This window comes from uncultured Gemella sp. (genome assembly GCF_963537375.1).
Classification (GTDB): Bacteria; Bacillota; Bacilli; order Staphylococcales; family Gemellaceae; genus Gemella.
The window spans coordinates 1-25,506 of the sequence record NZ_CAUTDQ010000008.1 but is presented as its reverse complement, the minus strand read 5'-3'; the positions used below and the strand labels follow the sequence as shown (position 1 = coordinate 25,506).

24 protein-coding genes are annotated in these 25,506 nt (G+C 31.5%); 9 read left to right on the top strand and 15 right to left on the bottom strand.

The window, feature by feature from the left end:
• A complete protein-coding gene (locus tag RYK99_RS02730; RefSeq protein WP_003147734.1) occupies positions 1-282 on the bottom strand; it encodes a DUF6110 family protein in 282 nt (93 codons plus the stop codon).
• 591 nt (positions 283-873) lie between these two features.
• Here RYK99_RS02730 and RYK99_RS02725 point away from each other — a divergent pair.
• Genes RYK99_RS02725 through RYK99_RS02715 form a run of 3 tightly spaced genes read left to right on the top strand, consistent with a single transcriptional unit; the run spans position 874 to position 2,954 of the window.
• A complete protein-coding gene (locus tag RYK99_RS02725) occupies positions 874-1,803 on the top strand; it encodes an SAM-dependent methyltransferase (RefSeq protein ID WP_314989901.1) in 930 nt (309 codons plus the stop codon).
• Positions 1,804-1,824: 21 nt separating this feature from the next.
• A complete protein-coding gene (locus tag RYK99_RS02720; protein ID WP_314989899.1) occupies positions 1,825-2,394 on the top strand; it encodes a class I SAM-dependent methyltransferase in 570 nt (189 codons plus the stop codon).
• A complete protein-coding gene (locus RYK99_RS02715) occupies positions 2,382-2,954 on the top strand; it encodes a CYTH domain-containing protein (RefSeq protein ID WP_314989897.1) in 573 nt (190 codons plus the stop codon). The genes RYK99_RS02720 and RYK99_RS02715 overlap by 13 nt, the downstream gene beginning before the upstream one ends.
• A 346-nt stretch (positions 2,955-3,300) precedes the next feature.
• Here the strand turns inward: RYK99_RS02715 and ftsH are convergent, their stop codons facing one another.
• The 4 genes from ftsH to RYK99_RS02695 form a co-directional block, all read right to left on the bottom strand.
• Positions 3,301-5,307: an ATP-dependent zinc metalloprotease FtsH gene (gene ftsH / locus RYK99_RS02710; protein ID WP_314989895.1), complete on the bottom strand. Its 2,007-nt coding sequence runs from the start codon at positions 5,305-5,307 to the stop codon at positions 3,301-3,303.
• A gap of 100 nt (positions 5,308-5,407) precedes the next feature.
• Positions 5,408-5,953, bottom strand: coding sequence for a hypoxanthine phosphoribosyltransferase (hpt, locus tag RYK99_RS02705; protein ID WP_003147592.1), 546 nt, complete (start codon positions 5,951-5,953; stop codon positions 5,408-5,410).
• Positions 5,954-5,957: 4 nt separating this feature from the next.
• Entirely contained in the window at positions 5,958-7,274 is a 1,317-nt protein-coding gene (tilS, locus tag RYK99_RS02700; protein WP_314989893.1) for a tRNA lysidine(34) synthetase TilS, read from the bottom strand.
• Positions 7,264-7,878: a S1 RNA-binding domain-containing protein gene (locus tag RYK99_RS02695; RefSeq protein ID WP_314989891.1), complete on the bottom strand. Its 615-nt coding sequence runs from the start codon at positions 7,876-7,878 to the stop codon at positions 7,264-7,266. Before RYK99_RS02695 ends, tilS begins: the two co-directional genes overlap by 11 nt.
• A gap of 462 nt (positions 7,879-8,340) precedes the next feature.
• Between RYK99_RS02695 and RYK99_RS02690 the strand changes: the two genes are divergently transcribed.
• Positions 8,341-8,574 carry a hypothetical protein gene (locus RYK99_RS02690; protein ID WP_314989889.1) on the top strand — a complete coding sequence of 78 codons (234 nt, stop codon included), beginning with the start codon at positions 8,341-8,343 and terminating at the stop codon, positions 8,572-8,574.
• 126 nt (positions 8,575-8,700) lie between these two features.
• A complete protein-coding gene (locus RYK99_RS02685; RefSeq protein WP_314989887.1) occupies positions 8,701-8,931 on the top strand; it encodes a hypothetical protein in 231 nt (76 codons plus the stop codon).
• A 129-nt stretch (positions 8,932-9,060) separates the two neighbouring features.
• On the opposite strand, the gene RYK99_RS02680 is transcribed toward RYK99_RS02685, so the two are convergent.
• The 5 genes from RYK99_RS02680 to RYK99_RS02660 all read right to left on the bottom strand — a co-directional run bounded on the left by RYK99_RS02680 (position 9,061) and on the right by RYK99_RS02660 (position 14,550).
• On the bottom strand, positions 9,061-10,932 hold the full coding sequence (locus RYK99_RS02680; protein WP_314989885.1) for a nucleoside-diphosphate sugar epimerase/dehydratase: 1,872 nt from the start codon (positions 10,930-10,932) through the stop codon (positions 9,061-9,063).
• 206 nt (positions 10,933-11,138) lie between these two features.
• Complete coding sequence (locus RYK99_RS02675) at positions 11,139-11,390, bottom strand: hypothetical protein (protein ID WP_003147579.1); 252 nt, start codon at positions 11,388-11,390, stop codon at positions 11,139-11,141.
• Positions 11,391-11,392: 2 nt separating this feature from the next.
• Complete coding sequence (locus RYK99_RS02670; RefSeq protein ID WP_271987279.1) at positions 11,393-12,355, bottom strand: YbbR-like domain-containing protein; 963 nt, start codon at positions 12,353-12,355, stop codon at positions 11,393-11,395.
• Between the two features lie 11 nt (positions 12,356-12,366).
• Positions 12,367-13,173 carry a diadenylate cyclase CdaA gene (cdaA, locus tag RYK99_RS02665; protein WP_314989881.1) on the bottom strand — a complete coding sequence of 269 codons (807 nt, stop codon included), beginning with the start codon at positions 13,171-13,173 and terminating at the stop codon, positions 12,367-12,369.
• Between the two features lie 276 nt (positions 13,174-13,449).
• The gene (locus tag RYK99_RS02660) at positions 13,450-14,550 is read right to left on the bottom strand and encodes an FAD-dependent oxidoreductase (RefSeq protein ID WP_314989879.1); all 1,101 of its coding nucleotides are present in this window, start codon (positions 14,548-14,550) and stop codon (positions 13,450-13,452) included.
• Positions 14,551-14,715: 165 nt separating this feature from the next.
• On the opposite strand from RYK99_RS02660, the gene RYK99_RS02655 reads away from it, so the two are divergent.
• Together RYK99_RS02655 and pepF are read left to right on the top strand one after the other, a co-directional pair.
• Complete coding sequence (locus tag RYK99_RS02655) at positions 14,716-15,567, top strand: hypothetical protein (protein WP_314989877.1); 852 nt, start codon at positions 14,716-14,718, stop codon at positions 15,565-15,567.
• Positions 15,568-15,728: 161 nt separating this feature from the next.
• Positions 15,729-17,537 (top strand): oligoendopeptidase F, encoded by a 1,809-nt coding sequence (gene pepF / locus RYK99_RS02650; RefSeq protein ID WP_314989874.1) that lies wholly within the window; start codon positions 15,729-15,731, stop codon positions 17,535-17,537.
• Between the two features lie 53 nt (positions 17,538-17,590).
• On the opposite strand, the gene proC is transcribed toward pepF, so the two are convergent.
• Entirely contained in the window at positions 17,591-18,382 is a 792-nt protein-coding gene (gene proC, locus RYK99_RS02645) for a pyrroline-5-carboxylate reductase (protein WP_314989873.1), read from the bottom strand.
• A gap of 143 nt (positions 18,383-18,525) precedes the next feature.
• Here proC and ung point away from each other — a divergent pair, with 143 nt between their 5' ends.
• Positions 18,526-19,230: a uracil-DNA glycosylase gene (gene ung / locus RYK99_RS02640; protein ID WP_314989871.1), complete on the top strand. Its 705-nt coding sequence runs from the start codon at positions 18,526-18,528 to the stop codon at positions 19,228-19,230.
• A gap of 391 nt (positions 19,231-19,621) precedes the next feature.
• Here the strand turns inward: ung and RYK99_RS02635 are convergent, their stop codons facing one another.
• Together RYK99_RS02635 and RYK99_RS02630 are read right to left on the bottom strand one after the other, a co-directional pair.
• Positions 19,622-20,260: an O-antigen ligase family protein gene (locus tag RYK99_RS02635; protein ID WP_271966274.1), complete on the bottom strand. Its 639-nt coding sequence runs from the start codon at positions 20,258-20,260 to the stop codon at positions 19,622-19,624.
• Positions 20,261-20,397: 137 nt separating this feature from the next.
• Positions 20,398-21,576 (bottom strand): acetyl-CoA C-acetyltransferase, encoded by a 1,179-nt coding sequence (locus RYK99_RS02630; RefSeq protein ID WP_314989867.1) that lies wholly within the window; start codon positions 21,574-21,576, stop codon positions 20,398-20,400.
• A gap of 227 nt (positions 21,577-21,803) precedes the next feature.
• Here RYK99_RS02630 and RYK99_RS02625 point away from each other — a divergent pair, with 227 nt between their 5' ends.
• Entirely contained in the window at positions 21,804-22,667 is an 864-nt protein-coding gene (locus RYK99_RS02625; RefSeq protein ID WP_314989865.1) for a hypothetical protein, read from the top strand.
• Between the two features lie 110 nt (positions 22,668-22,777).
• On the opposite strand, the gene RYK99_RS02620 is transcribed toward RYK99_RS02625, so the two are convergent.
• Complete coding sequence (locus RYK99_RS02620) at positions 22,778-24,046, bottom strand: hydroxymethylglutaryl-CoA reductase, degradative (protein WP_314989864.1); 1,269 nt, start codon at positions 24,044-24,046, stop codon at positions 22,778-22,780.
• A gap of 11 nt (positions 24,047-24,057) precedes the next feature.
• The gene (locus tag RYK99_RS02615) at positions 24,058-25,227 is read right to left on the bottom strand and encodes a hydroxymethylglutaryl-CoA synthase (RefSeq protein WP_314989862.1); all 1,170 of its coding nucleotides are present in this window, start codon (positions 25,225-25,227) and stop codon (positions 24,058-24,060) included.
• Between the last annotated feature and the right edge of the window lie 279 nt (positions 25,228-25,506).

The following is a 25,506-nucleotide window of genomic DNA, read 5'->3' as shown; positions in this document are numbered from 1 at the left end:
TTATTTCGCCTCTAATTCTTGAAGATTGCTTTCTCTTTTTTCTTTTTCGTATAAGTCTTTAGCATCTGCCACTACATCATCAGCATGTTGCTTGATGTTTGAAACAGTTCCTTCTACTCCATCTTTTGCTTTATATAATTTTGATAAAACAACTGAGTAACCTTTCTTAGCATCTTTGCTTGATAAAAGTTTAAGACCGAAAGTTCCGAATGCTACTCCTCCTGCAAATACCCCTGGTGTTTTAAGTGCTGCTTTAGCAACTTTTAACGCTTTTATTGACATATTCAATTCCTCCTTATAAATAAATTATTATAATTCAATTATATCACTTTGCTAATTATATGTAAATCTAAACATATCAAGCTTTCACCTCTTATTTTTAATATTTCCAAAACCATTTAACTCAAAAATATTTTCACTTTTCATTATTCTTGTATAGTCAAAAATTTAATGTTTTGTTTTTTTGCCGATAATTTTACAACCCTTGTTTTTACAGTATTTAGGCACATATTTATCTTTTTCTTTATACAATTTAACTCTAAAATTATCTATTTTCTAACATTTCCTTAGGCAACTTTGCTCACCACGGGAATTTTTCTTCTCTATACTGTAGTAAACATAGTTGTTCATCAATGTAAAACATATAATTATTATTTATATTTTCTATCTTTTTTTAACATTAAAAGTTCAGTTCTCTCTCTTCTTATTTTATGTTAGAAATGTTTTTAATCAATCGATAGGCTATTTATGTTATAATAACTATGTTAAAGAATGAGGGTAATTAGGCAAAATCGATTTCTCAGAAATCACGATTTTCAAGCTACCCTCTTTAAGATTAGAAAAATAGACTAAATCTATAATAAGGAGAAACTTATGATTTATATTATCGGACTTGGACCAAATGATAGTTCAAACATTAAAGAAAATATCAAACAACTTTTACTAAATAACACGAATGCAAAGGTTATTGCGCGTACTAAGGAGCATCCTGCGATTTCTTTCCTAGAAGAAAACAACATCACATTTGAAACTTGTGATAGATTTTATACAGAAAGCGAAAATTTCGAGAATACTTATAACGGTATTGCAAATTATGTTCTTGAACTTTCTGAAAATAGCGATGTAATGTATCTTGTTCCAGGGCATCCGATGGTTGCCGAGTTAACTACTCAACTTCTTATAAATAGCGGAAAAGATGTTAAAATTGTTGGTGGAGAGAGCTTTTTAGATTCTTGCTTCAATGCTGCACAGTTCGATCCTGTAGAAGGATTTTCTCTTGTAGATGCTACTGCATTAGAAACATTAAGACAGGTTAATCCTCTACAACATCTACTTATTACACAATGTTATGACGATTTGACTGCGGCGAATGTATCGGATGAGCTTATGTCTTTCTATCCTTACGACCATGAGGTTAAAGTTATCGAACAAGCTGGTGCTGAAGATGAGAAAATTTACACAGCGCCTCTACATGAACTTTCAGCTGCAGTTGGCGAAGACATAAATAACCTACGTGCTTTATATATCGTACCATTAAAAGGCGGCCTTAGCTTTAATATTAAAGATTACACTAAAGATTTCGATGAAAATGATGATACTACAGAGGCAGATTTAGTAGAAAAATTAGAAAAACTTGTGGCTGGTCTTAAAGCAAACTTAGATAGAGAAGAAGACTATACAAGCGATAATTCAAAACTACTAGCCGAAATTATCAACACATCACTTGATTTTACAATCGCAAGCGACAACTACTACGAACTTAGCGACATTCTTTCAGAAATGAAAGTACATAGACAAAAATAATTTTATAATAAGGATAATAATATGGATAAGGTATTAGCTTTTAGCAAAAAATTATTAAAAGAAGTTATAGATAAAAATTCAATCGTTGTTGACGCTACTGCTGGAAATGGAAATGATACATTGTTTCTGGCAAAAACTTCAGCTAAAAAGGTCTATGCATTTGACATTCAACAATTGGCAATAGAAAATACTACAAACCTCATTAAAGAAGCAGACTTAAGCGATAAATGTGAGATTATTCTTGATTCTCACTTCAAATTCGATAAATATATAGATGAGAAAATTCGTGCTGTTGTCTTTAATCTAGGATACCTACCAAATGCTGATCACGAGATTACAACAATGGCTGAAACAACACTTGCGACTATTAAAAAATTCTTACTACATCTAGAAGTCGGTGGTAGAATCGTTATCGTTGTCTACTGGGGACATAAAAATGGCAAACTAGAAAAAGAAGCATTGTTAAATGAACTTCAAAATCTTGACCAAAAAGAAGCCGAAGTTCTAATTTATCAATTTATAAATCAGAAAAATAACGCTCCATTTATTATTGCGATTGAAAAAAGAAAGGAAATCTCATGCGAGAAATAGAAATAGAATTTAAAAACTTACTAGCAAAAGATCAATATGAGGATTTATACGAAAAGTATAACCTAAGTAATTTTGAAGAAATAATTAACAAAAATTTCTACTATGATGATGCAAATGAGAGTTTCAAAAAAATTGGAGCTGCACTAAGAATTCGATATACTAACAAAAAAACGGAGATGACTCTGAAAATAAAAGGTGAAACTCAAAATATCGAAATCAACGTACCGCTTGATGAAAGATATCCAAAAGAACCAACGGTACTACCGATTTTACCAAATGAGATTATCGCAGAATTAGAGCGAATGAATGTGAAAATTAAAACTCCGATGCTAATTCAAAAAATAGAAACATTAAGGCACGAAGTAACATTAGAAGAAGGATTGCTAGTTCTTGATAAAACAACATTTATCAATGATATCGTCGATTATGAATTAGAATTCGAGACAAAAGATTACGAATCAGGACTAGCCGCATTTGAGAAACTATTAGAAGAAAATAATATAGATAAAAATCCAGCAAAACCAAAAATAGCACGAGCTGTTGAGTATTCGAAACGTTAAACAGAATAAAAAATTAATAGAATCAATATATACAATATAGATTACAAGCATAGTTCTGTACAACAATACAACTTTTATATAATCAAGTAATATAATTTAAAATAATCTTCCATATACGAGTTATTCAAAATAATATCTTTTGAGTAAATGTGTATAAGATGTTTTATTGTAATTTTTGACAGCGTCAAGATTTTTACGTAAACATTACCTGAAGTTTTAAATAGAGTTAACTCAGCAGCTTTTATCGCTCACTTTGGATTATGAATATCAACATTGATATAATAATTTTTCAAAAGAATATAACAAAACCCTAGACTTGGTTAGTTCCAAATCTAGGGTTTCTTTATTATTCTTCGTCTGAAGATTTATCCTCTTTTGAGACAGCTTTTTCTTTCTCTACTTCAGCCTCTTCTTGAGCTTTTTTCTCAGCTTCTTCTTTAGCTTTACGAGCTTGTTCTTCGTAATATTTCTTATTAACTACTTTATCTAGTTGTTCTGCTTCTCTTTCGTCTAAGTCTTTTGGCATTTTACCAAATTGGTAAAGAGCAACGATTTCTTTTCTATCGATTGTTTCAACTTCGATAAGAGTTTGTGCAATAAGTTCTAATTGTTCTCTGTGAGTTTCAATAATGTGAAGAACTTTTGAGTAACATTCGTTAATAATTTTACGAACTTCTTTATCGATTTCTTTCAGCATTTCTTCTGAATAGTTACCGATACTTGAAAGTTGACGTCCACCATATGGATCGTGGAATGGTGCTTGCATTGGACCTACAGCTTCACTCATACCATATTCTGTAACCATCGCACGTGCAATAGCTGTTACACGTTCAAAGTCATTGTGAGCACCTGTAGACACTTCGTTAAAGAAGATTTGCTCTGCAGCACGTCCACCAAGTAATCCACAGATTTTGTCGATTAAATCTGTACGAGTTTGGAAGTATTTTTCTTCTTCCGGAATCATTAAGTTATATCCACCAGCATCACCACGTGGGATAATAGTAACTTTTTGCACTTTATCAGCACTATCAAGTACCATACCTACGATTGCGTGACCTGCTTCGTGATAAGCTACTAAACGTTTTTCTTTTGGAGTGTATACTCTACTACGTTTAGCTGGACCACCGATTACTCTGTCCATAGCTTCATCTAGATCTTCTTTATCAATACTAGATTTGTTTTCACGAGCTGCTAATAACGCCGCTTCGTTAAGAATGTTAGCAAGATCCGCACCAGAGAATCCTGGAGTTTTTTCTGCTAATGAACGAAGTTCAACACCTTTGGCAAGTGGTTTATTTTTAGCATGTACTTTAAGAATAGCCTCACGACCTTTTACATCAGGTGTAGAAACTTTAATTTGTCTGTCGAAACGGCCTGGTCTTCTAAGAGCGTTATCTAATACGTCAGCACGGTTAGTAGCTGCAATTACGATAATACCTTTTTCACCATCGAATCCATCCATTTCAACAAGAAGTTGGTTAAGAGTTTGTTCACGTTCGTCATTTCCTCCACCTACTCCGCTTCCACGTTTACGTCCTACAGCATCAATCTCATCGATGAAAATGATACATGGCGCATTCTTTTCAGCTTCTTTGAATAGGTCACGAACACGACTAGCCCCAACCCCTACGAACATCTCAACGAAGTCAGATCCTGAGATTGAGAAGAATGGTACTTTTGCTTCACCTGCTACAGCACGAGCTAGTAAAGTTTTACCAGTCCCTGGAGGACCCTCAAGTAGGACACCTTTAGGGATTCTAGCACCCATTTTAGTGAATTTACGGTGATCTTTTAAGAACTCAACCATTTCTGCAAGTTCTTGTTTTTCTTCATCAGCTCCAGCTACATCTTTAAATGTAACTTTTGCTTCTCCACCATCAATTTTTTTAGCTTTAGATTTCTGGAAGCTCATTACTTTACCTCCACCGCCACCTTGCATTTGTGACATAAAGAAAACTAATAGCCCCATCATTAAGATAAATGGAATAATATTACCTAAGAATGATAGAATTGCTCCAGTTTTTTCAGCTGGTTTATATTCTACTACACTTAATTTTCCATCTTTAGCTTTTTCGTTAATTTGTTTTTGTACTTCAGAATCAGATGCCGCTACTACACTCTCGAAGTTTTTATTTCCTTCTGAGTATGTACCTTTAACATTGTAGTTCTCATCTTTTCTTTGTAGACTTATTTCTTTAACCTTGTCATCTTTAATAGTCTGAACAAGTTTAGCATAGTCTATTTTTTCAGTTGTCCCAGGTAAATCTTGCTGCCAATAAGCAAATAATCCAATCGCGATTACGATTAATGCAAGCATACCAAGGATAGGGTTCTGCCTTTTTTTATTATTCATATAGACAATCTTCCTCCTATCATTTTTCTAAACATAATTTATTTTACCATATGTAACTAAAGTTTGACTAATATTTTGACCTTTTTTGATTAAAATATTATTATGAGTAAATTTCTTCTTTTAGAACACCGATATAAGGTAAGTTTCTATATCTCTCATCATAGTCTAAACCAAACCCTACTAGGAATTCATTTGGTGAAACTATTCCGATGTAATCTGCTTCAACATCAACTACACGAGTTTCAGGTTTATCTACTAGTGAAGCACATGCTACAGAAGCAACATTTCTTCCTTTTAGGTTTTCAATAAGAGCTTTAAGAGTTCTTCCTGTATCTACGATGTCTTCAACGATAATTACGTGACGACCTTCGATATCCATTCCACAATCTTTTTTGATTTTAATTACACCAGAAGATTCAGTTCCTCCGTGATAACTAGATACATCCATGAAGTCAGTAACTACATGAATATCAATATGTTTCATAAGTTCTGCCATAAAAGGTAATGCACCTTTTAATGTACAAATTAGAACAGGACATTTATCTTTATAATCCTCTTCAATTTGTTTAGCGATTCTTTTACTAGCAACTACGATTTCCTCGTGTGTAAATAGAACTTTCTCGATATCTTTTAATAAATTTTCCACTGTTTTATCCTTTCATGTTTATATAATAATCATATTTTTTATTTTTGTTAACTTTAGTATTTATTCCTAAAACTCCTAACACCTTATCTTTATTACGAATTACTGGAAGTTTATCTCTAAGTTCCTTAGGAATCTTTTCATCGATAAAAAGACGTGAAAGTTTTTTACTAACCTTACCTCTTTGAATCCTATCTCCATCTCTCTTAGTCGTAACTACGAGCGGCAAGTCTTCCTTGTTAAATCCTACTTCTGATGAGTTATTAGTTGTCGTTATTAGAAAATTACTCTGATGAAATGTATAAACTTTATTAATATCTACTTCATCTATTATTAATTCTATCCTATCATTATAACATTTTTTTTCGATTTTATGAATATAAATACTATTATATTCGCTAATTATTTTTAAATTATTTTTTAAATCATAACTTTTGTTGTTATTTCTACTTTTTAAGTCTTCTATTATTGTAAATAGCGTTCTTTGTTTCACATCGAAAATACTAAAATTATTTGCTAATATATCTCTTAACAAGAAGTAAATTTCTTCTTTAGCATTTTTTAATAATTTTTCTTTGTTTAATTCGACTTTACCTTCTTCTTCAGAAATTACATAATTAGCTTTGTCTTCTAATACTTTATTTCTTAATTCAGTATTAACGTTTTTATAATAACTAGAAAAATTGATTAAATTATCAAAACTTGCAGCATTCACATCTTTTAATAGAGGTACGATGTTGTGCCTTATATTATTTCTAGTGTAGTCTGTATCGAAGTTTGTTGAATCAACGTAGTATTTCAAGTTATTTTCATCAGCGTACTGCTCAAGTTCAACCTTTAAAACACTTAATAATGGGCGATAAACCTCTAACTCTCCAATAGTAGTCTGTTCTTCTATCATTAAGTTATAATCCATACTACGCCCACTAAGGAGTCTCATAAGAATATTTTCTACCTGATCATTTTTGTGATGAGCAGTTATTAACTTCACTCCACCCTCTAATGAAGACATCTCCTCAAAAGCTTCATAACGTAGTTTTCTTGCGAGCATTTCCTCTGATGTGTGGCTATCTCTTGCCAGTTCATTCATATTTAGCTCTTTTTTGTAGAACTTCACGTTATAGTTTTTAACAAAATTCTCTACAAATTCAGCTTCTTCATAGGATTGTTCTCTTAAACCATGATTTATATGGAATACTACCAGTTCCTTATAGCTTTCTTTATACTTCGTTACAAGTAGATGAAACAGAACAATAGAGTCTACCCCTCCTGACAGACCTAGTGCTATTTTATCAGTTTTTTGCCATAAAATATTAATGTCCATCTAGATAACCTCTCTCTTGAAGACCTTTCTTTATTTTTTCAAACTTATCCTCAGCTTGCTTCGTCGTTGAGATTATATTTTCTAGCAACCCTTCTGGGGCTGGTAAAATTTCTTTTTTCTCTTCTTTTTCCTCAGACAGTTCGGTAATATTACTCTTTTTACCTTTTCCTACAGAAATCTTCATGTTTCCTATGAATTGAAGTTTTTTCAAGTCTTTTAAAGTTTTTGTCTCCTGTTTAGGTTCCTGATTTTCTTCCTGTACTTCTTGTTTTTTCAGAACCTCTGGTTGTTCTTTAACTTCTTTTTTGATCGGTGGCTTTGATTTATTTTTCTTTTTATTCTGTTTTTCTTTTGAGTTTTTCTCTACTTTTTTCTTCTCACCTTCGACTTGTTTTAACTCTTTTTGTGTTAAGATCACTAAAGAATCTTTTGTACTTTTTTCCTCAGCTTTAATAACAAAACCAACTGAAAAAATTTCCTCTAGCTTCTTCTTTTTACCTATAAACATATTTTCCTTCGGTAAAAATGCATCTTTACCATTTTCTAGTTTTATATACAGCCCTTTACTTTCAACCTTTGTTACCTTACCTGAAACTTTACTCATTCAATCACCTCGCTATCAATTTAGATGTAAACTATATAATCTTAATAGTTTAAACCTCGTAAATCATTCCTATTTGTTTCACTTAAATATTATACCACACTCTATTCATCTATTGAAATATCAAAGATAATCCGAGATAATAATACACCAACAAATAGAATCTAAACTTTGATAACTAAAAAATACCAACCTCAAAAAATTTACTCTTTTGAAATCAGCACTTAATCATTATATATTCTTTTAAGTAATGTTATGTTAACTATCTCTAAAAATAACATCATTAACTTTTATTATACCATAAAAACAATGATTTTATAAGTCTTTTATTTTTTAATATTTTGTGTTATGTTAAAGTTACTAAAGGAGCTGACTCAACAAAATCTTGTTTCTTAAAAGATCATACTTTTTGAGTCACTCCATATTAATAGTAAATACGCAATACGCAATTTCAGGGAGGTTACTATGTTAAACACAGAAAAACTCAAAAAAAGATTTTACATATTTGTAGTATTCCATGTTTTTTTATTTGCTCCTATAATCATTTTCTTGCTTGATGAAGTAGTTAGTTCAGATTTTACACAAAAATATAAAACCATAATATCAGTGTTTAAATATTTTTGTTCAATCTTACCTATAGTATTAGCTTGGATTCTAACTAACTATATAGATAAAAAAACTAAAACCGCAGAAAAATAAAAAATAACACTATCTAAAACTAGCTAGCGAGTGACTCGACAAAATCTTGTTTCTTAAAAGATTATACTTTTTGAGCCACTCCATATTAATAGTAAATACGCAATACTCGATTTCAAGGAGGTTACTATGTTAAACGCAGAAAAACTTAAAAAAAGATTTTACATATCTCTAGTATTCTATCTGTTATTTGGTACTGCACTATTATTAATCTTAGATAATGCAGTCAGTCCAGACTTTGAACAAAAATACAAAACTTTATTATTTGTACTCAAACTTACCTATATGGAATTACCTATAGTGTTAGCGTTTGTTATAAATAACTATATAGCTAAAAAAACTAAAAACGTAGAAAAATAAAAAATAACACTCTCTAAAACTAGCTAGAGAGTGATCCGACAAAATCTTGTTTCTTAGAAATCGCGATTTTTTCGTCACTCCCATAGCTAAAAGAGCGATTCAAAATCATCTTTGAATCGCTCTCTTTTTTTATCCATTATAACAATTTATTATCTCAAACAACTTGCTACGTATTTCTTCATTTGTTGAATGTCCTAACATTGATTTTAATTCGTTTAGTTTTCTATCTAATTCGTCTACATCAATGTCTAAAGTTGTATTTTTATAAATCATTTGGTTATCAGTCTTTTCACTACTTTCGTAATCAAGTGATAACTCTTCATACATTTTCTCACCAGGTCTTAAACCAATCTCTTCGATATCAATATCTTTATATGGTTCTAATCCTGATAGTTTGATTAAGTTTGTCGCTAGATCTATTATTTTTACAGGTTCTCCCATATCTAATAAGAAAATTTCCCCTTCACTTGCGTAATACCCAGCTTGTAGTACTAATTGTGCCGCTTCTGGAATCGTCATAAAGTAACGAATAATATTTCTATGAGTAATTGTGATAGGTCCACCTTTTTTAATCTGTTCTTTAAAGATAGGAATTACAGAACCACTAGAACCTAATACATTACCAAATCTAACCGCAGCAAATTTTGTTTTATACTTATTACCTTTTGATTGTAAGATAATCTCTGTTAAACGTTTCGAAGCTCCCATCGCATTCGTAGGATTTACCGCCTTGTCAGTAGAAATCATAATAAATCTTTCTACTTCTTTTTCAATCGCCACATCCATAACATTTTTCGTTCCAAAAACATTATTTTTTATAGCTTCTTGTGGACGGCGTTCCATTAAAGGAACGTGTTTATGTGCTGCCGCATGGAACACTACATCCGGTTTATACTTATCAAACACCTCAGCTAAAGCTGCTTTCTCACGAATACTTACTATTTCTGAAATATATTGTATATCGTTATATTCTTTACTATGTGATTTTTCAAAATCTAAATCACGTTCTAACATGTATAATGCATTCTCGTTAACATCTACTAAAACAAGTTGACTAGGTTTGAATTTGAATATTTCTCGAACAATTTGGCTTCCGATTGAACCACCAGCACCAGTAACAAGGATACTTTTCCCTTTAATATATGAACGAATTTCACCTTGAGATAGTTTCACCTCACCACGTCCTAATAAATCTTCAATAGAGACGTCTTTTAAGTGTTTAGAAATACTTTCTCCATCCTCTACAGCTATACCTGAGCTCATTACTTTAACAGTAACATTCGCTTCTTTTAGTACGTTTAATATTCTATTTTTATCATATGCTCCAATTGAAGGAATAGCTAAAAATACTTGTTCTACTTCATATTTCGGAATAAGTTTCAGCATATCATATGTTGTTCCAACAACAGTAACCCCACTAATTACAGAGTTTTTTCTGTTATCATCGATAAGCCCAACTACATTGGCACGGAAAATATTATTTTTAGATAGTTCTTTTAACAAGATATACCCAGCATCTCCTGCACCTATTATAAATGTATTCTTATAAGAAGTAGCTCCATATTTACCCGCTTCTCTTTCTCTTAAAGCACGATAAAGCATTCTCGTAAACATCATTCCTGCGATTATTAATAACGGTGAAAAAATCGCAAATCTAACATTTGAAAATGTATCAGGTAGCATATATTGGTATAAAATACTAGTGATTAAATCCCCTAATACTACTGAAAAACAGATATTTACTATTTCATTTACACCTAAGTAAGACCATAGTGATTTATTAGTACCAAATAAATAAAAACTAATTGTATAAACCACAAGTGAAATCACTAAAAATTCGGCTATTTCTACGTGATGGTCATTCAACATAGAAAATGGATCCGAAGCCTTACCTAAAAATATAGATGCTACTACTCCAAATATTACCGTCAATAAATCCAATACCATAATTAGCTTAAATCTATGATTTATATATATTTTTGATGAAAATAATTTATCCATAACATCTCCTACTAAATTCATTAAATGAGCAAAGGGGTTAATTTATATAATCAAGATAAAACTTGTCTACATACTATGTCGCAATAGTTTACAAATAAATACACTACGAAGTAATAGCTTTTACTTATCTAATAAACTTTGCGGGGGCGATTTGAAAACACGAATTCTAATTAGGTTTCCAAATCTTCCCCCAAGCTCTTTATATTTTAATATAATCTATAACCGAAGTACCCTGCAGCTGCAATAATTATAAGTAATATAACAATACTGACTTTTCGAGTTTCTTCAATTACTTTTATCTCTACTAACTTCTGAACTATTAATATCGTTATCGCCACAAAAATAGCTGTTTTTTTGACACTTTGGTTTTCTATAAACATGGTTCCTATTATTATAGCTAAGCTAAAAACCGTTATAAGCATATTAATAGCTAAAAACATCAATTTTTTGTCTGTCATCTTTATTTTTTCCTTATCTTGATCGTTACTTTAACAATCGGCGTATCTGTCGCTATCCTTATATTTTCTTTTGGATATATTTTTAGATTACTACGCTCTTCTGTTTCTTCTTTAACATCGCTCAAGTCAACATCAACGAACATTTCATTAATTTTTGCTAATTCATTAGCATCTTCCGCCCTAATAGTTACCTTAGAAACATCAGCAGTAGCACTAACTAACTCATATCCTGAAGGTAGGCTACCTATAGTATTTACTTCTAATGGCACTTCTTTTTCAATGTTTTTTAATTCAATACTCATAAGAGTTGAGTTCGGCTCTATTTGAATATCCTCTATTTTATTATAATCACTATCGTAAGCTACTAATTTAGCCTCTTCTCTAGTGTTTCTATTAATTTTCGTACGAGTATCACTCTCAGCTCGGACTTCATTTATTCTATTAAGGCTTTCGATAGCTCCAGAAATTTTGACAGTCTCATTTGTAACGCTAAGTTTATCTACTTCATATCCAATCAATAGTCGCTCTTTTTTAACTATCGGCGTAACTCTAAACTCTCTAGTTGCTTTTTCCCTAATAGATATAGTTATTGTAGAAGGTTCTGCAGTTCCATCTACACCTTTTTCTAGTCCATTTATTTCAATTTTAACTTTTTGATCATCACCAATTTGAGCATTTCTAAGATTCAACTTCGCTTTGAAGTTCTTAGCAACACTTTCTTTCTGGACTTTCGTCTGTGATCCAGTTAATTTAACAGATACTGTATTAGGAATACCTACCACATACAATTTATCTTTATCATAATCAACTTCAAGTGGGATATCACTAACCCATGCAGTAGCATTATCGTTCGTATCACCTCCAAGAACTGAGAAATTCTTGAAATTTTCATTAACTGATAAGAACAATAGTATCGCTATTAAAAATGATATTAACTTTAACTTATTATTTTCTTTTAGTTGCATAATATCACCTCTTATTTAATTATTTTATCTTGCTGTTTCCAGTTTTTAGCTAAATATTTCGCTAAATCTTCTGTAGAAAAATCTGAAGTTAAAACACCATTTTGACATACACTAATTTTTCCTGTTTCTTCTGACACAGCAATTACTATAGCATCTGTCACTTCAGATAACCCTAGAGCTGCACGGTGCCTTGTCCCATAGCTACTAGCTATAGATCTATTATCCGATAGAGGAAGCACACAACTGGCAGCACGAATTTTATTTTCATCAATTATCATTGCACCATCATGTAACGGTGTATTCGGAATAAATATATTAATTATAAGTTCATTTGTAACCTCAGCATTAACTGTAATACCACTCTCTACATATTCATCAAGTCCTGTATTATTTTCTAAAACTATAAGTGCACCTATTCTTCGGCGTGCCATATGTCTTGATGAAGCAACAACAGCTTTGATTATATGTTCAGTAGAGTTTTTTTGTACATCTTTATAATTAATATTGAAGATATTCGATAGCTGTACCCTTCCTATATATTCAAGAGCGCGTCTTAATTCTGGTTGGAATATAATCATTATTCCTAGAACTCCCCAAGTAACCACTTGTTCAAATATATATGTCATCGTTTTAAATCCAATAAAGTTAAAGAATATTTTCAATCCAATAACGATTAATATACCTTTAACAAGTTGCATACCACGAGTACCTTTTAATAAACTTAGCAATTTATAAACTAAGAACCAAACTAATAATATATCCAATAAATGAATAATTAGTGTAAGAGTACTTACTCCTGATAAGTATTCAGCTATCATAAATAATCTCCTTCCTTTGATTAATATCATCAGCACGCAAAACAACATCTAATGCGTACAATAGTCCACATTCAATTATATCATAAAATACAAACGTTGTGCTATTTTTTACAAAAGAAAAAGAAGATATTTTCAATAAATATCTCCTGAAATTTTAGAACTATTATTTTACATAGTCTTTTATTTATATCAAAATTACAATATCATTATTGTAAAATATCTTATATTTAATTTACAGATTTTATAAAAATCAATAATATACTACTAAAAAATGCTCTAATTATCTTTAATTTCTATATAGTTTGCAATATTGTAATCTTGCGGGTCTAGTTCTATATCGTTTCCTAAAATTATATTCGCTACACTATAGCCAATTATCGGACCTGTAGTTAAACCTGAAGAACCAAGACCACTAATCGCATAAACATTTTTCAATGTTGGAACCTCTCCAAAGAACGGAGAATAATCACTAGTATAAGCCCTAATTCCAACACGTTCATTTATTGTCTGTGCAGTTTTTAATTCACCTAAGAAGTACTCTGCTTCTTCACCAAAAGCATCAAGTTGATGTTTATCAACAGTTAAATCAAAGCCCATATCATTTTCGTGTGTCGCTCCAACACTAACAACACCTTTTTCAAATGGAATAATATCCAATTCGCCCTCAGGCATAATAACTGGATAAGATCCCGTATTTTCATCAGAAACTTTATAATCCCTTAGTTGACCTTTTTGTGGGCGAACATCAACATCAAATCCAAGGGGCTCTAGTATATCTTTTAACCACGCACCAGTCGCAAGTACGACTACATCAAAAATCGTTCCATTAATCTCATACTTATCTCCCACAACCTTTAAACTAACTTTTTCTTTAACGACATTAGCTTTTGAAGCAGAAAGTAAAGTATTAACGAATCGTTCCCCTTCTAATCGTCCACCACCACTCGCATACAGTACGTCTCCATTATTATCGAAGCTAGGAATAATTTTTTGAACCTCTTCTTTTGAGATTATCTCTAAATCCCCTATCATCGGCGATAATTCTTTACGACTTTCAGCAAGTTCTTTTAATTCAGGTAACTTATCTTCATTTTTTTTCAGTAAATATACTCCACATTGTGAATAAAAATCAGTATTATAACCATCAACTTCTAAGTCTTTAACTAATTTCAAATAAAAATCAGCACCTAGTCTTGCCATCTTGTACCACGGTTTATTACGCCTTTTAGAAAACCACGGACTTATAATTCCAGCCGACGCTTTAGTAGCCTGACCTACACCATAATCGAAAACTACTATTTCATTTCGTTGTTCTTTTGACAAATAATAAGCACATGTAGCTCCTACTATTCCCCCACCTACTACTGCTATTTTCATAAGATACCTCGCTTTTTTTAATAAATCTACTAATTAAAATTATACATCAAAAAAAAATACTAGTAAACTTCTTATAGTATATACTGAATTTTCCTAGATCTTTTATTTACATAAAAATCTTTTTAAGTTATAATTATTAACTAAGATAACTTAAAGAGGTATAAAATGAAAAAACAACTACTACTAACTTTCGCAATTGCTGTTCTTGCCGGAACGACACTAGGCTGCTCTCAAAATAAAAATGCAAATCAACCTACATCACAAGAAGCGAAAAAAGAATTATCAAATGAAGAAATTGTTAAAACATCCCTTAGCAACTTTTCAAAAGAAAAAAATTTAGAATTAGATACTAAGGTTAACATTAAATCTAACCTTATGGTAGAGGGTTACTCAGTTAACGTATTATCTAATATTAAAATAGACGATAGTGGCAATGTTTTAAAGAAATTTTCAGAGCAAGAAACTGAACTAGGCAAAACTACAACAATAGAAGAACATATTTTCCTTAAGAAAAACAATTCTGGATACGATAAATTCAATGTTGAAAATGGAAAATTAGTTCCCGATATAATTACAGACGATTTAGAAGTTTTATCTGCAATCCAAGTATTTTTCAATGGAAATACACTTTTTAACACTATAACTGATAAAAACTATGAAAAATCAGATAATAAACTAACTTTTAGTGGAAAAATAAAACTATCGGACATCGGAAATAAATTTTACCTAAATCCAGGTACTTTTTCTAGTGAAGAAGCTGGTGACCTTTCAAACATGCCTCTATCATTTATCGCAACAATAGATACTACTACAAATGAAGTCTTAACAATTACCCTTGATTTAAAATCATTTATAGAAGATATGGCTAAAAAACAACTAGAAAAAGAAAAAGACTCTATGAGTCAACTCGAATACACTACTGCCAAAACATTAATGGAATCAATTTTAAAAGACACACAAGGTGAGATTTCAATCATTAGAAAAATCGATAAAATAGATCAAATAAAATTTAATTAATAACAAAATCTAGCTTACCTTTTGAGTTGGCTAGATTTTTTAGCAATATATCCATTTTTTTATATTTACCAAACCACATTTATGTATTATAATTATTACTAAGTTGCTCATAGGCAACTATCAATCGATATAATTCGACTAAATTACACAGGAGGTAAACTATGACTGAAATGAAATTAATACCAAGAAATGAAGTCGAAGAGAAATATACTTGGGATATGACTCTTCTATACAAAACTGATGAAGATTTTAAAGCGAGCCTTGATAATATTAAAAAAGAGATCTTAGATTTCAAGGCTACTTACGAAGGGGAATTAACGGATCACGTTACTTTAGATACTGCCGTTAAAAAATACGAAGAACTTTATGAAGAATACTATAAACTGTCTCACTACGCTGAGTTACCAATGGCGGTGGATAGATTTAATGACAATGTAGTACAAAATGTAACACTTTTTGAAGATGTTTCTACTTTATGGGCGGGGAATTTAAGTTTCTTCGATACTGAGCTTGTAGAACTAGATGAACAATTCATTAAAGATTTCGTAAAAAACTATCGTCCTGATTTAGAATACTACTTCGAAAAAATCGTTCAGGAGAAAAAACACACATTATCAAAAGAAGCTGAACAGGTAATCGCAAACTACGAGAGTCTTCCTGGTTACTACAATCTATATGAGGTAACTAAGCACGAAGATATGCAATTCGATAGCTTCGAAGCAAATGGAAAAACTTTCGAAAATAGCTTCGTACTATACGAAAACTTACATGAAATGGATAATGATACTGAGGTACGCCGCAATGCTGCGAAAAGTTTTTATAAAACTCTAAATACTTATAAAAATACTTCAGCAAATGAATATATTTCACAAATCAAAAAAGAAAAAATGCTTGCTACAATGCGTGGTTATGATAGTGTTATCGACTACCTACTAGCTGCTCAAGATGGTAACCGTGAATTATATGACCGTCAAATCCGTACTCTTATGACAGATTTAGCACCTCATATTCGCCGTTACATCAAACTTCTAGCGCGCGAGCACAAAATTGAAGATATGCAGTTTGCAGACTGTAAAATTAACCTTGATCCAGATTTCGAAGTTGATATGACTATCGACGAATCTCGTTCTTACCTTAAAAAAGCACTTGGTGTTCTTGGTGAAGACTACGTTAAAATGATCGATGAAAGTTATGACAAACGTTGGACTGACTTCCCTCAAAATATCGGGAAAAGCACTGGTGGATTCTGCGCAACAGTTCCTAATGTAGCAGGGTTTATCCTACTTTCTTGGACTGGAAAAATGAATGAAGTTTTCGTTCTTGCTCACGAGCTTGGACATGCATATCACTTCATGAGTACAGGTAAACACCAAACAATGTTAAACAACGATTGCCCACTTTACTTCGTTGAAGCTCCATCAACTTGTAACGAGGTTATCGTATCTAACTACCTACTAAAAACTAACACTGATGCTCGTTTCAAACGTTGGGTTATCAGCAACATGATTAGTAGAACATACTTCCACAATATGGTAACACACTACTTAGAAGCTGTTTACCAAGATAGAATCTACAAAATGGTTGATAACAACGAAATGCTTAACGCTGACGTTCTTTCTAAAGTTAAACGCAATGTTATGGAAGAGTTCTTCGGAGATAGTTTAGTAGTTAATGAAGGTGCGGAACTTACTTGGATGAGACAACCTCACTACTACATGGGACTATATCCATACACTTACTCTGCAGGATTAACAATCGGTACAGCTATTGCTAATAAGATCGATAATGACAGTTCTTATGCCGACACTTGGTTAAATGTTCTTTCTAAAGGAAGCAGCATGTCAGCACTAGATCTTTCTAAACTTGCAGGTTGTGATGTAAGTACTGATGAGCCACTTAAAGAAGCTATCGCTTATGTTGGTCACCTAGTAGACGAACTTTATAACTTAACAGATGAATTAAATAAATAGAAAATTTTAAAGCTTCAGCTAAATTTCTTTGGTTGAAGCTTTAATCTTATATTCTATTTCATTCTATCTAATTTATCGAAACAGGCTTTTTCACATTCTATAACTGCGCTGCGGAAATTCTTTTCTTCTAAAACTCTCACAGCTTCGATAGTACTTCCACTTGGTGAACATACATCATCTTTTAACTTACCTGGGTGTTCTTTAGTCTCTAAAACCATCTTCGCAGCACCTAAAACTGTACTTGCAGCGAGTCTATAAGCTATATCACGTTTTAATCCATTTAGTACGGCACCGTCAGCTAATGCTTCTATAAATAAATATCCATACGCAGGACCTGAACCACTTAAAGCTGTTAAAGCAGCCATATCTTTTTCCAATATTTCCTCGGCAATACCTAAATTATTTAAGAGGTCTAATACTAATATTTTTTCTTCAGCATTTACTAAAGAATTAAATACAACACCTATTACACCACTCCCTATTTTTACGGGTGTATTCGGCATAATTCTAACTATTTTAGTCCTTGGAAGTTTCTTTTCTAAATCATTTATTTCAACAGCTGCTGCCATTGAAATAACAATCTTATTCTTCAAACTAAGGCTCACTTGATCCAGTACTGTTCCTACTAAATATGGCTTCACCCCTAAAAATACAATATCACTGTTTTCTACGACTTGTTCTAGACTCTTACAGAATACAGCACCTGTTTCTTCAGCAACATTTCTAGTACTTTTATCCGAAGAATTTCTCACAAAAACATCAATATTACTAACTTTATCACTTCGAAGTAGCCCTTCTAAGATAGCTTTTCCCATATTTCCTACACCGATAAAACCTAATTTCATACATATTCCTCCTGAGTATTTGTTAATAACATTATATCATACTCAAAACACTTATGTCCTAGATAAGTTCAATCAGAACTATTTTAATAACAATTTAACTATGTTATACTTTTATAACAAGTAGTTATTCAAAGGAGTTTTATATGCACAGCAGTTGGGAAGAAATATTCAATAATTATCCAAGAATAGATGAATTAAATAACATGATAAAAGAAATTGATGAACAACGTCTTACTAAAACTATCTATCCGCCAAAGGAACAGGTTTTTAGAGTTTTCGACTTACCATTAAAAGATATTAAAGTCGTAATTTTAGGACAAGATCCTTATCATAATCCTGATCAAGCATGTGGGTTAAGTTTTTCAGTAAATGATGGCATACCACTACCTAAAAGTTTAATAAATATCTATAAAGAACTACACGATGACCTAGGTATTAAACCAGCAAAAACAGGAAACCTAGAATCTTGGTTCAAGCAAGGTGTATTTTTACTTAACGCTGTACTAACGGTAGAAAAAAATTCTCCAGCAAGTCATAGTAAAATGGGATGGGAGGATTTTACGGATTACATAATTGAAAAAATTTCAGAAAAAAATGAAAACATAGTTTTTGTTTTATGGGGAACCTATGCAAGAAGCAAAAATAAACTAATTGATTCTTCAAAACACAAAATTATCGAATCAGCTCATCCAAGTCCACTATCCACATACCGTGGCTTTTTTGGAAGCAAAGTCTTCTCTCAAATCAACAGTTATTTAGCTGAAAATGATAGAGAAACTATAAATTTTGAATTAAAAATGAAAACAAACGAGCAAATTTCATTTTTTAAAAAACATGAAAAATTTTAAGTATATTTTAAGTTTAAGGTATATAATAATTATCTAAACAAAAGTAATAATATTTCATTCTTAACGACACTTGTCGTTTCTCCCTTTTAAGTTTGAAATTATTTTTGTTTAAACCAATATTTCGGTTAATTCTTTATGATATTAACAGATAATAAAACTTTTTAATTTTTTTCATAATGTGGCTTGTCGCTCCCTAGGCAAGCCATTCTCCCTTTTAAAGAGTTGAGAGACTCTTTTGTTATTTGTATATAAGATTAGATATAAACAAGCAAGAAATTGCTTAGAACTTAATTTAGTTCACTAAAAAAACGTGTTCCCCAAACACGTTTTTTTATTTTATATTATTTCTATGTTTAAACAAAAAATCCCAGACATAAATGTCTGAGATTTTTTATGCAGCTCTTCTATAACCTGCTCTTTGAGCGGCTTCTTCTGAACTAAAGACTAGTAGATTTCTCGCTGCAACATTGTTATAAGAAGGATGTGTCGGTGTGTAATAAACTCCACTCTTTTTACTAGCTCTTACAACTACTTTTTTAGGTTGTTGTTGCTGTTTATTTTGTTGAGTTTGAGTTAATTGAACAGTCTCATTTTTTGTTCCATCCTGTTCGTCAATTTTTTTCTTAGAAGCAGGAGGGGGAAGAACTTGTTGTTGTTCTTTATCCTCATCAGAATTATCTTCTTTTTTCTCTTCTGAAGACTGTTCTTCTAATTTTTTATCACGTTCTTCTTTTTTCTCTTGGAAAGTTTTTCTTTGTTCTTCTTTTCTAGCTTCACTGAAATGATTCGTCATTAACATAGTTAACATCATTACAAGCCCACTTACAACACCTAATACTACTTTTTTCAATCGCGTTTTGCGCTGAATTAATTTTACAATAGGTGGACATAATAATATAAAACTTAGTACAAAGACTATTACTGCATATCTAATGCCATGTGTAAAAACCATACTAAGTGATATTAGCATAAACACTAAAAAGATAAACCACAAAATAACTTGTCCATGTTCTTTTATGAATTTATTCACAATATTTCTCCTTAAAAATAATCACTTATCTATTTTAACACTTTCTTTACTAATAGACAATTATTTTCATAAATAACTTTAATTTTAATAAGATATTCAGCTTTTCTTATAAATATATATTTATATAAATCATATAACTATTTTCTAGAAATCACCATAGCTATCCCTTGTCCTCCTCCTATACAAAGGGAACAGACACCTTTTTCTTTATTATCATTGATTAGTGCGTGAACTAAAGTAACTAAAACTCGGCATCCACTAGCTCCGATTGGATGTCCTAGCGAAATAGCTCCTCCACGTGTGTTTACTTTGTTTTGATCTAGATTTAGTAGACGAGTTACAGCTATAGATTGTGCAGCAAAAGCTTCATTCATTTCAAATAAATCTATATCTTCTATGTTTAAACTTAATTTTTCTAGTACTTTTTGCGTTGCTGGAACTGGACCTAATCCCATTACCGTATTGTCTAATCCTGCCGAAGCATAACCATCAATATAAGCAAGAACTTCTAATCCTAGTTCTTTAGCACGAGTTTCACTCATTAAAACAACACAGGCTGCACCATCATTTATTCCTGATGCGTTTCCTGCTGTTACAGTTCCATCTTTTTTGAAAGCTGGTCGTAATTTAGCTAAACTTTCTAACGTTGTATTCGGACGAACAAATTCATCTGTATCAAAAATAATTTCTTCTCGTCTAGTTTTAATAACTATCGATGCTATTTCGTTAGCAAACTGATTATTTTCAATAGCTGCTGCCGCTTTATTCTGACTTGAAAGAGCAAATTCATCTTGCTCTTCTCTTGTTATATTGTATTGTTCTGCGATATTTTCAGCAGTAATACCCATATGATAGTTTTCAAACGCATCTGTAAGACCATCATTTATTATAGTATCTTCTAATTCTAAACTGCCTAATTTTTGTCCGAAACGAGCATTCTTTGTATAATGAGGTGCCGCACTCATGTTCTCAACACCACCACAAACTACTACATCATTATCCCCTAATAATATTGATTGTACCCCAAGAACAACACTTTTCAGTCCTGATCCACAAACTTTATTTACAACAAAGGCGCTTTTTTCTTTTGGAATACCTGCATTAACTGCGATTTGACGTGCTACATTTTGTCCTAAACCAGTCTGCAAAACATTACCGAATATTATTTCATCAACTAGATTTGGATTAAGATTTATACTTTCTAATGATTGTTTCACAAGCTCTCCACCGATTTTTGCAGCAGAAACATCTTTTAAACTCCCTCCAAAACTTCCTATAGCAGTTCTTTTTGCACTTACAATAGCAACTCTATTCATGTATTTTATCTCCTAATTTGATTTTCTAGTATATTTTACTATAAAAACTAACGTTGTTCAAATATTGTCTACACAAGACTATATTTATCGAAAATTTAATTTTGTAATACTTCTTAAATTTATTTGTAATATAAATGTAATATTTTTGTAATAAAATATTGATTTTTGTAATTTTTAAATGTATAATATAAATATAAAGAAGTTATATAAAAAAGAAGGTGAATAACATGAACAAACTTCTAAAAACAACAGGTATATTTATTTTAGGAATTGGATTATTAACAGGATGCACAGATAAAGTAGCAAAAAAAGTAGATACTAATGATAATATTACTACTGAGGTAAAAACTACTGAAGAAAGTCCAGCTTCTTTAGCTAATTTACAAAAAGAAGTTGAACATGTTGCTCAAGTTAACAATAACAATAATATTAAAGATAATAACAATACTAATAATGGTATAAATAAAAAAATTACACCAAAAGTAACTACTCCTTCTAAACAAACTATTCAAAACAATAATACTCAAGCTTATAAACATGATTTAGCTAAAGCTGGGGAAATTTTACAACCTATGGCTTATGGCATGTTAAACTTACAAGGAAGCAGCACTGCAAATGTTGTAAGATACATCGCTAGTAATGATGGTAGCGACAATGTAGTAAAACAAATAAACTTAACTAAAGTATTAGATTTACTAAATACATATAATGCTCAAACATTCCAAAAACAAGATGTGTTGCAAAGATTACAAAATGACAAAGAAATTGAATTTGTACAATTAAACAATCATATTGCTGATTACAATAAAGAAAACTTAGAAAAATTAATGAATCACAAAAATAAAGTAGTATACTTCGCAAAAGATCAAGTATTCCTAGCAAAAAGTGATATTGGCTACGGTGGTGCTACTGATGCAATCTTTATACCAGTAGAAAAATGGGATATTAAAGGTGATAGAGTTCTTATCCCATACGTAAATGTTGCTACAAGAAAACCTGTAGGTATGATGATACTTCGCTTGAACAATAAAAATTATACTAGCGGAGCTAATAGAACAATGTACTACGTAGAAAGATTCGAATTATATTAAAAGAACATAGGAACATCGTCATTTCATATGGCGATGTTTTTTAATTTAATATTTCAACAATACTAAAAAAGTGACTAGGGTAATTTTTCATCCTAATCACTTTTTATTTTTTACTTACTATATTTTTCTACTATTTTTTTAGCACTAGCTAAATTCATATGTTTTTCTTTTCTTAACTCTTCTACAACTAATTCAATATTTTCATTAGTCGCCCCTGCTAAAATCGCTAAAGATTTAGCATGTAACTTCATATGACCTTTTTGAATTCCGTCTCCTACTAACGCTTTTAGTGCTGCTAAGTTTTGAGCTAAACCTACTGAAACGAGTATACTCGCTAATGTTTTCGCATCTGGATTGTTCAATAGTCCTCTCGCTACTTTTACAGTAGGGTTGATTCCGATAGATCCACCTACACTAGCAACAGGCATCGGTAACGTGATTTCTCCAACAAGTTCCTTAGCCTCTTTATCACAACGCCAAGTAGATAACCCTTTATAATTACCATCTTTAGTTGCATAGCTTTGACATGCCGCTTCTATAGCTCTCCAGTCATTACCACTCGCTATTACAACACTATCAATTCCGTTAAAGATACCTTTGTTATGTGTAGCAGCTCTATAAACATCTGCTTTAGCAAATTTACTCGCAAGCTCAATTCTTTTAGCTAGATACTCTCCATTTTCTCCTAAGTCTTCAAATGGAATAGAACATTTCGCTGTAACTAGTGAACGTGTCGCATAATTCGATAAAATCGCCATAAGAGCTACACTCTCAGTTAATGATTCTAACGAAACTTTAAGGGCCTCTAGCATTGTATTTAGCATATTTGCTCCCATCGCTTCTAAAGTATCAACGATAAGGTAAACAACTACAAAATCTACACCTTCTTCTGATAAAACTTTGACATCAATATCACAAGCTCCACCACCACGAGCTACGATAGATGGATATGCTTCGTTAGCTGTTTTTATAAGAAGTTCTTTACTCTGAAGAATACGTTCTACAGCTACGGCAGTATCTGCTATGTCGTATAACGCAACATGACCAATCATTTTTCTATCAAGAATTTCTGTTTTGAAACCACCAGATTTCGCTACTATCTTCCCAGCGTTACTACAAGCTGCAACAACCGATGGTTCCTCTGTAACAAATGGTACTACATACTGTTTTCCATCAACAGTAAAATTTGGCACAACGCTAAAAGGTAATGAGAAAGTTCCTATTACATTCTCTACCATGTTATTAGCCGTATCAAAGTCCAAAACCTCATTATTTTTAAGAAGTTCAAGATGCTCTTCACTTAAAATATCAGCTTGTTCAATAACTCCTAAGCGTTCATCAATATTTTTTTTATAAAATCCACTCCAAATTTTTTCCATAGTTCCCTCTATTAAAATTGTTTTTTATAAACTCTCTTATGATTTTCAATTTTTTCTAAAACAAATCTGCTTTCATCTTGAATATCAGAAATATCTAGGTTTCCTTCTTCATCAACTGTAGTATCTCTAAAGAACATTTTCTCATATTCATCAATTGAAATACGTGTTCTACTGTCAAAATCGTCAAAACGATTATTTCTTAGTTGTTCTCTATAACCATCAACTAAAGTCATACTAAATACTTCGGCAACAGCACCACTTCCGTAGCTATATAATGCAATCTTATTACCCGCTTCTAAAGTAGCATTGTTCTCAAGTAAAGATAACAGTCCCAAGAATAGTGATCCTGTATAAATGTTACCTACACGTTGACTATATAAAATAGACTCATTAAAGCGAGCAAGTAATTCTTCTTTTTTATCTTCTTCAGCTTGTTCTAATAATAAACTTAGACCTTTTAATCCTAATTTAGGATATGGTAAGTGTAGACATACTGCAGAAAAATCATTAAGATTCTGTTTTGATTTTTCAGAGAATCTTCCCCATGTAGTTGTTAAACAATCAAGGTATTGTTCTGTAGAGAATCTTCCTTCTACAAAAGCATAGTGCGAGTAATTAGGACGCCAGAAGTCCATAACATCGCGAGTTAAACAAACATTATCGTTGTTAAGCTCTAATATTCTAGGATTGCTGCTAACTAACATCGCACAACTTCCTGCACCTTGTGTCGATTCACCAGATGATTTAACTCCATATTTCGCTATGTCGCTAGCTATAACTAGTACTTTTGATTCTGGATTGTTTCTAACATGATTTTTTGCAAAGTCTAATGCCGCCGTAGCTCCGTAACATGCTTCTTTTACTTCAATAGCACGTACAAATGGCTGAATATCTAGTAAACCATGAATAAATACCGCAGAAGCTTTACTTTGGTCGATTCCAGACTCAGTTCCTACGATAATCATGTCAATTTTTTCTAAATCATCTTTATCTAATATTTCATATGCAGCTTGTGCCCCAAGAGTTACGATATCTTGAGATACCGGTGGAATACTCATTTCAAGTTGTAATAAACCTTTTGTAAATTTATCTGGTTCTATTCCACGCGCTGCGGCTAAATCACGAATATCTAAATAATAATTTGGCATTGCAAAACCAATTTTATCTATTCCTATTTTCATTATCAAATTCCTTTCGATTAAAATTCGAATCATTCATCTATACAATTTTTTCCAACTATAATTATACTATTAAACTATTAAAAATTAAAGTCTAACAGCCATATATTTCCTATCATGATTAAAATAATTCATGCAAATACTATTGTATAAAATTTTCATGAATTAGTCCATAGATAGCCATTAAAAATTACAGAACTTAGGTCTACCAATTATAAAATATAAATGGGAGTGACTCAAAAATCGTGATTTCGTAGAAATGATATGTACCCAGAATTCTGG

Excerpts from the sequence above, each read along its gene's own strand:
- ftsH (WP_314989895.1), bottom strand. The coding sequence starts at position 5,307 with ATGAATAATAAAAAAAGGCAGAACCCTATCCTTGGTATGCTTGCATTA.
- RYK99_RS02675 (WP_003147579.1), bottom strand. The coding sequence starts at position 11,390 with ATGACAGACAAAAAATTGATGTTTTTAGCTATTAATATGCTTATAACG.
- RYK99_RS02720 (WP_314989899.1), top strand. The coding sequence starts at position 1,825 with ATGGATAAGGTATTAGCTTTTAGCAAAAAATTATTAAAAGAAGTTATA.
- RYK99_RS02730 (WP_003147734.1), bottom strand. The coding sequence starts at position 282 with ATGTCAATAAAAGCGTTAAAAGTTGCTAAAGCAGCACTTAAAACACCA.
- RYK99_RS02715 (WP_314989897.1), top strand. The coding sequence starts at position 2,382 with ATGCGAGAAATAGAAATAGAATTTAAAAACTTACTAGCAAAAGATCAA.
- RYK99_RS02625 (WP_314989865.1), top strand. The coding sequence starts at position 21,804 with ATGAACAAACTTCTAAAAACAACAGGTATATTTATTTTAGGAATTGGA.
- RYK99_RS02695 (WP_314989891.1), bottom strand. The coding sequence starts at position 7,878 with ATGAGTAAAGTTTCAGGTAAGGTAACAAAGGTTGAAAGTAAAGGGCTG.
- RYK99_RS02690 (WP_314989889.1), top strand. The coding sequence starts at position 8,341 with ATGTTAAACACAGAAAAACTCAAAAAAAGATTTTACATATTTGTAGTA.
- RYK99_RS02680 (WP_314989885.1), bottom strand. The coding sequence starts at position 10,932 with ATGGATAAATTATTTTCATCAAAAATATATATAAATCATAGATTTAAG.
- RYK99_RS02670 (WP_271987279.1), bottom strand. The coding sequence starts at position 12,355 with ATGCAACTAAAAGAAAATAATAAGTTAAAGTTAATATCATTTTTAATA.
- cdaA (WP_314989881.1), bottom strand. The coding sequence starts at position 13,173 with ATGATAGCTGAATACTTATCAGGAGTAAGTACTCTTACACTAATTATT.
- proC (WP_314989873.1), bottom strand. The coding sequence starts at position 18,382 with ATGAAATTAGGTTTTATCGGTGTAGGAAATATGGGAAAAGCTATCTTA.
- RYK99_RS02655 (WP_314989877.1), top strand. The coding sequence starts at position 14,716 with ATGAAAAAACAACTACTACTAACTTTCGCAATTGCTGTTCTTGCCGGA.
- RYK99_RS02615 (WP_314989862.1), bottom strand. The coding sequence starts at position 25,227 with ATGAAAATAGGAATAGATAAAATTGGTTTTGCAATGCCAAATTATTAT.
- RYK99_RS02620 (WP_314989864.1), bottom strand. The coding sequence starts at position 24,046 with ATGGAAAAAATTTGGAGTGGATTTTATAAAAAAAATATTGATGAACGC.
- pepF (WP_314989874.1), top strand. The coding sequence starts at position 15,729 with ATGACTGAAATGAAATTAATACCAAGAAATGAAGTCGAAGAGAAATAT.
- RYK99_RS02685 (WP_314989887.1), top strand. The coding sequence starts at position 8,701 with ATGTTAAACGCAGAAAAACTTAAAAAAAGATTTTACATATCTCTAGTA.
- ung (WP_314989871.1), top strand. The coding sequence starts at position 18,526 with ATGCACAGCAGTTGGGAAGAAATATTCAATAATTATCCAAGAATAGAT.
- RYK99_RS02660 (WP_314989879.1), bottom strand. The coding sequence starts at position 14,550 with ATGAAAATAGCAGTAGTAGGTGGGGGAATAGTAGGAGCTACATGTGCT.
- tilS (WP_314989893.1), bottom strand. The coding sequence starts at position 7,274 with ATGGACATTAATATTTTATGGCAAAAAACTGATAAAATAGCACTAGGT.
- RYK99_RS02630 (WP_314989867.1), bottom strand. The coding sequence starts at position 21,576 with ATGAATAGAGTTGCTATTGTAAGTGCAAAAAGAACTGCTATAGGAAGT.
- RYK99_RS02725 (WP_314989901.1), top strand. The coding sequence starts at position 874 with ATGATTTATATTATCGGACTTGGACCAAATGATAGTTCAAACATTAAA.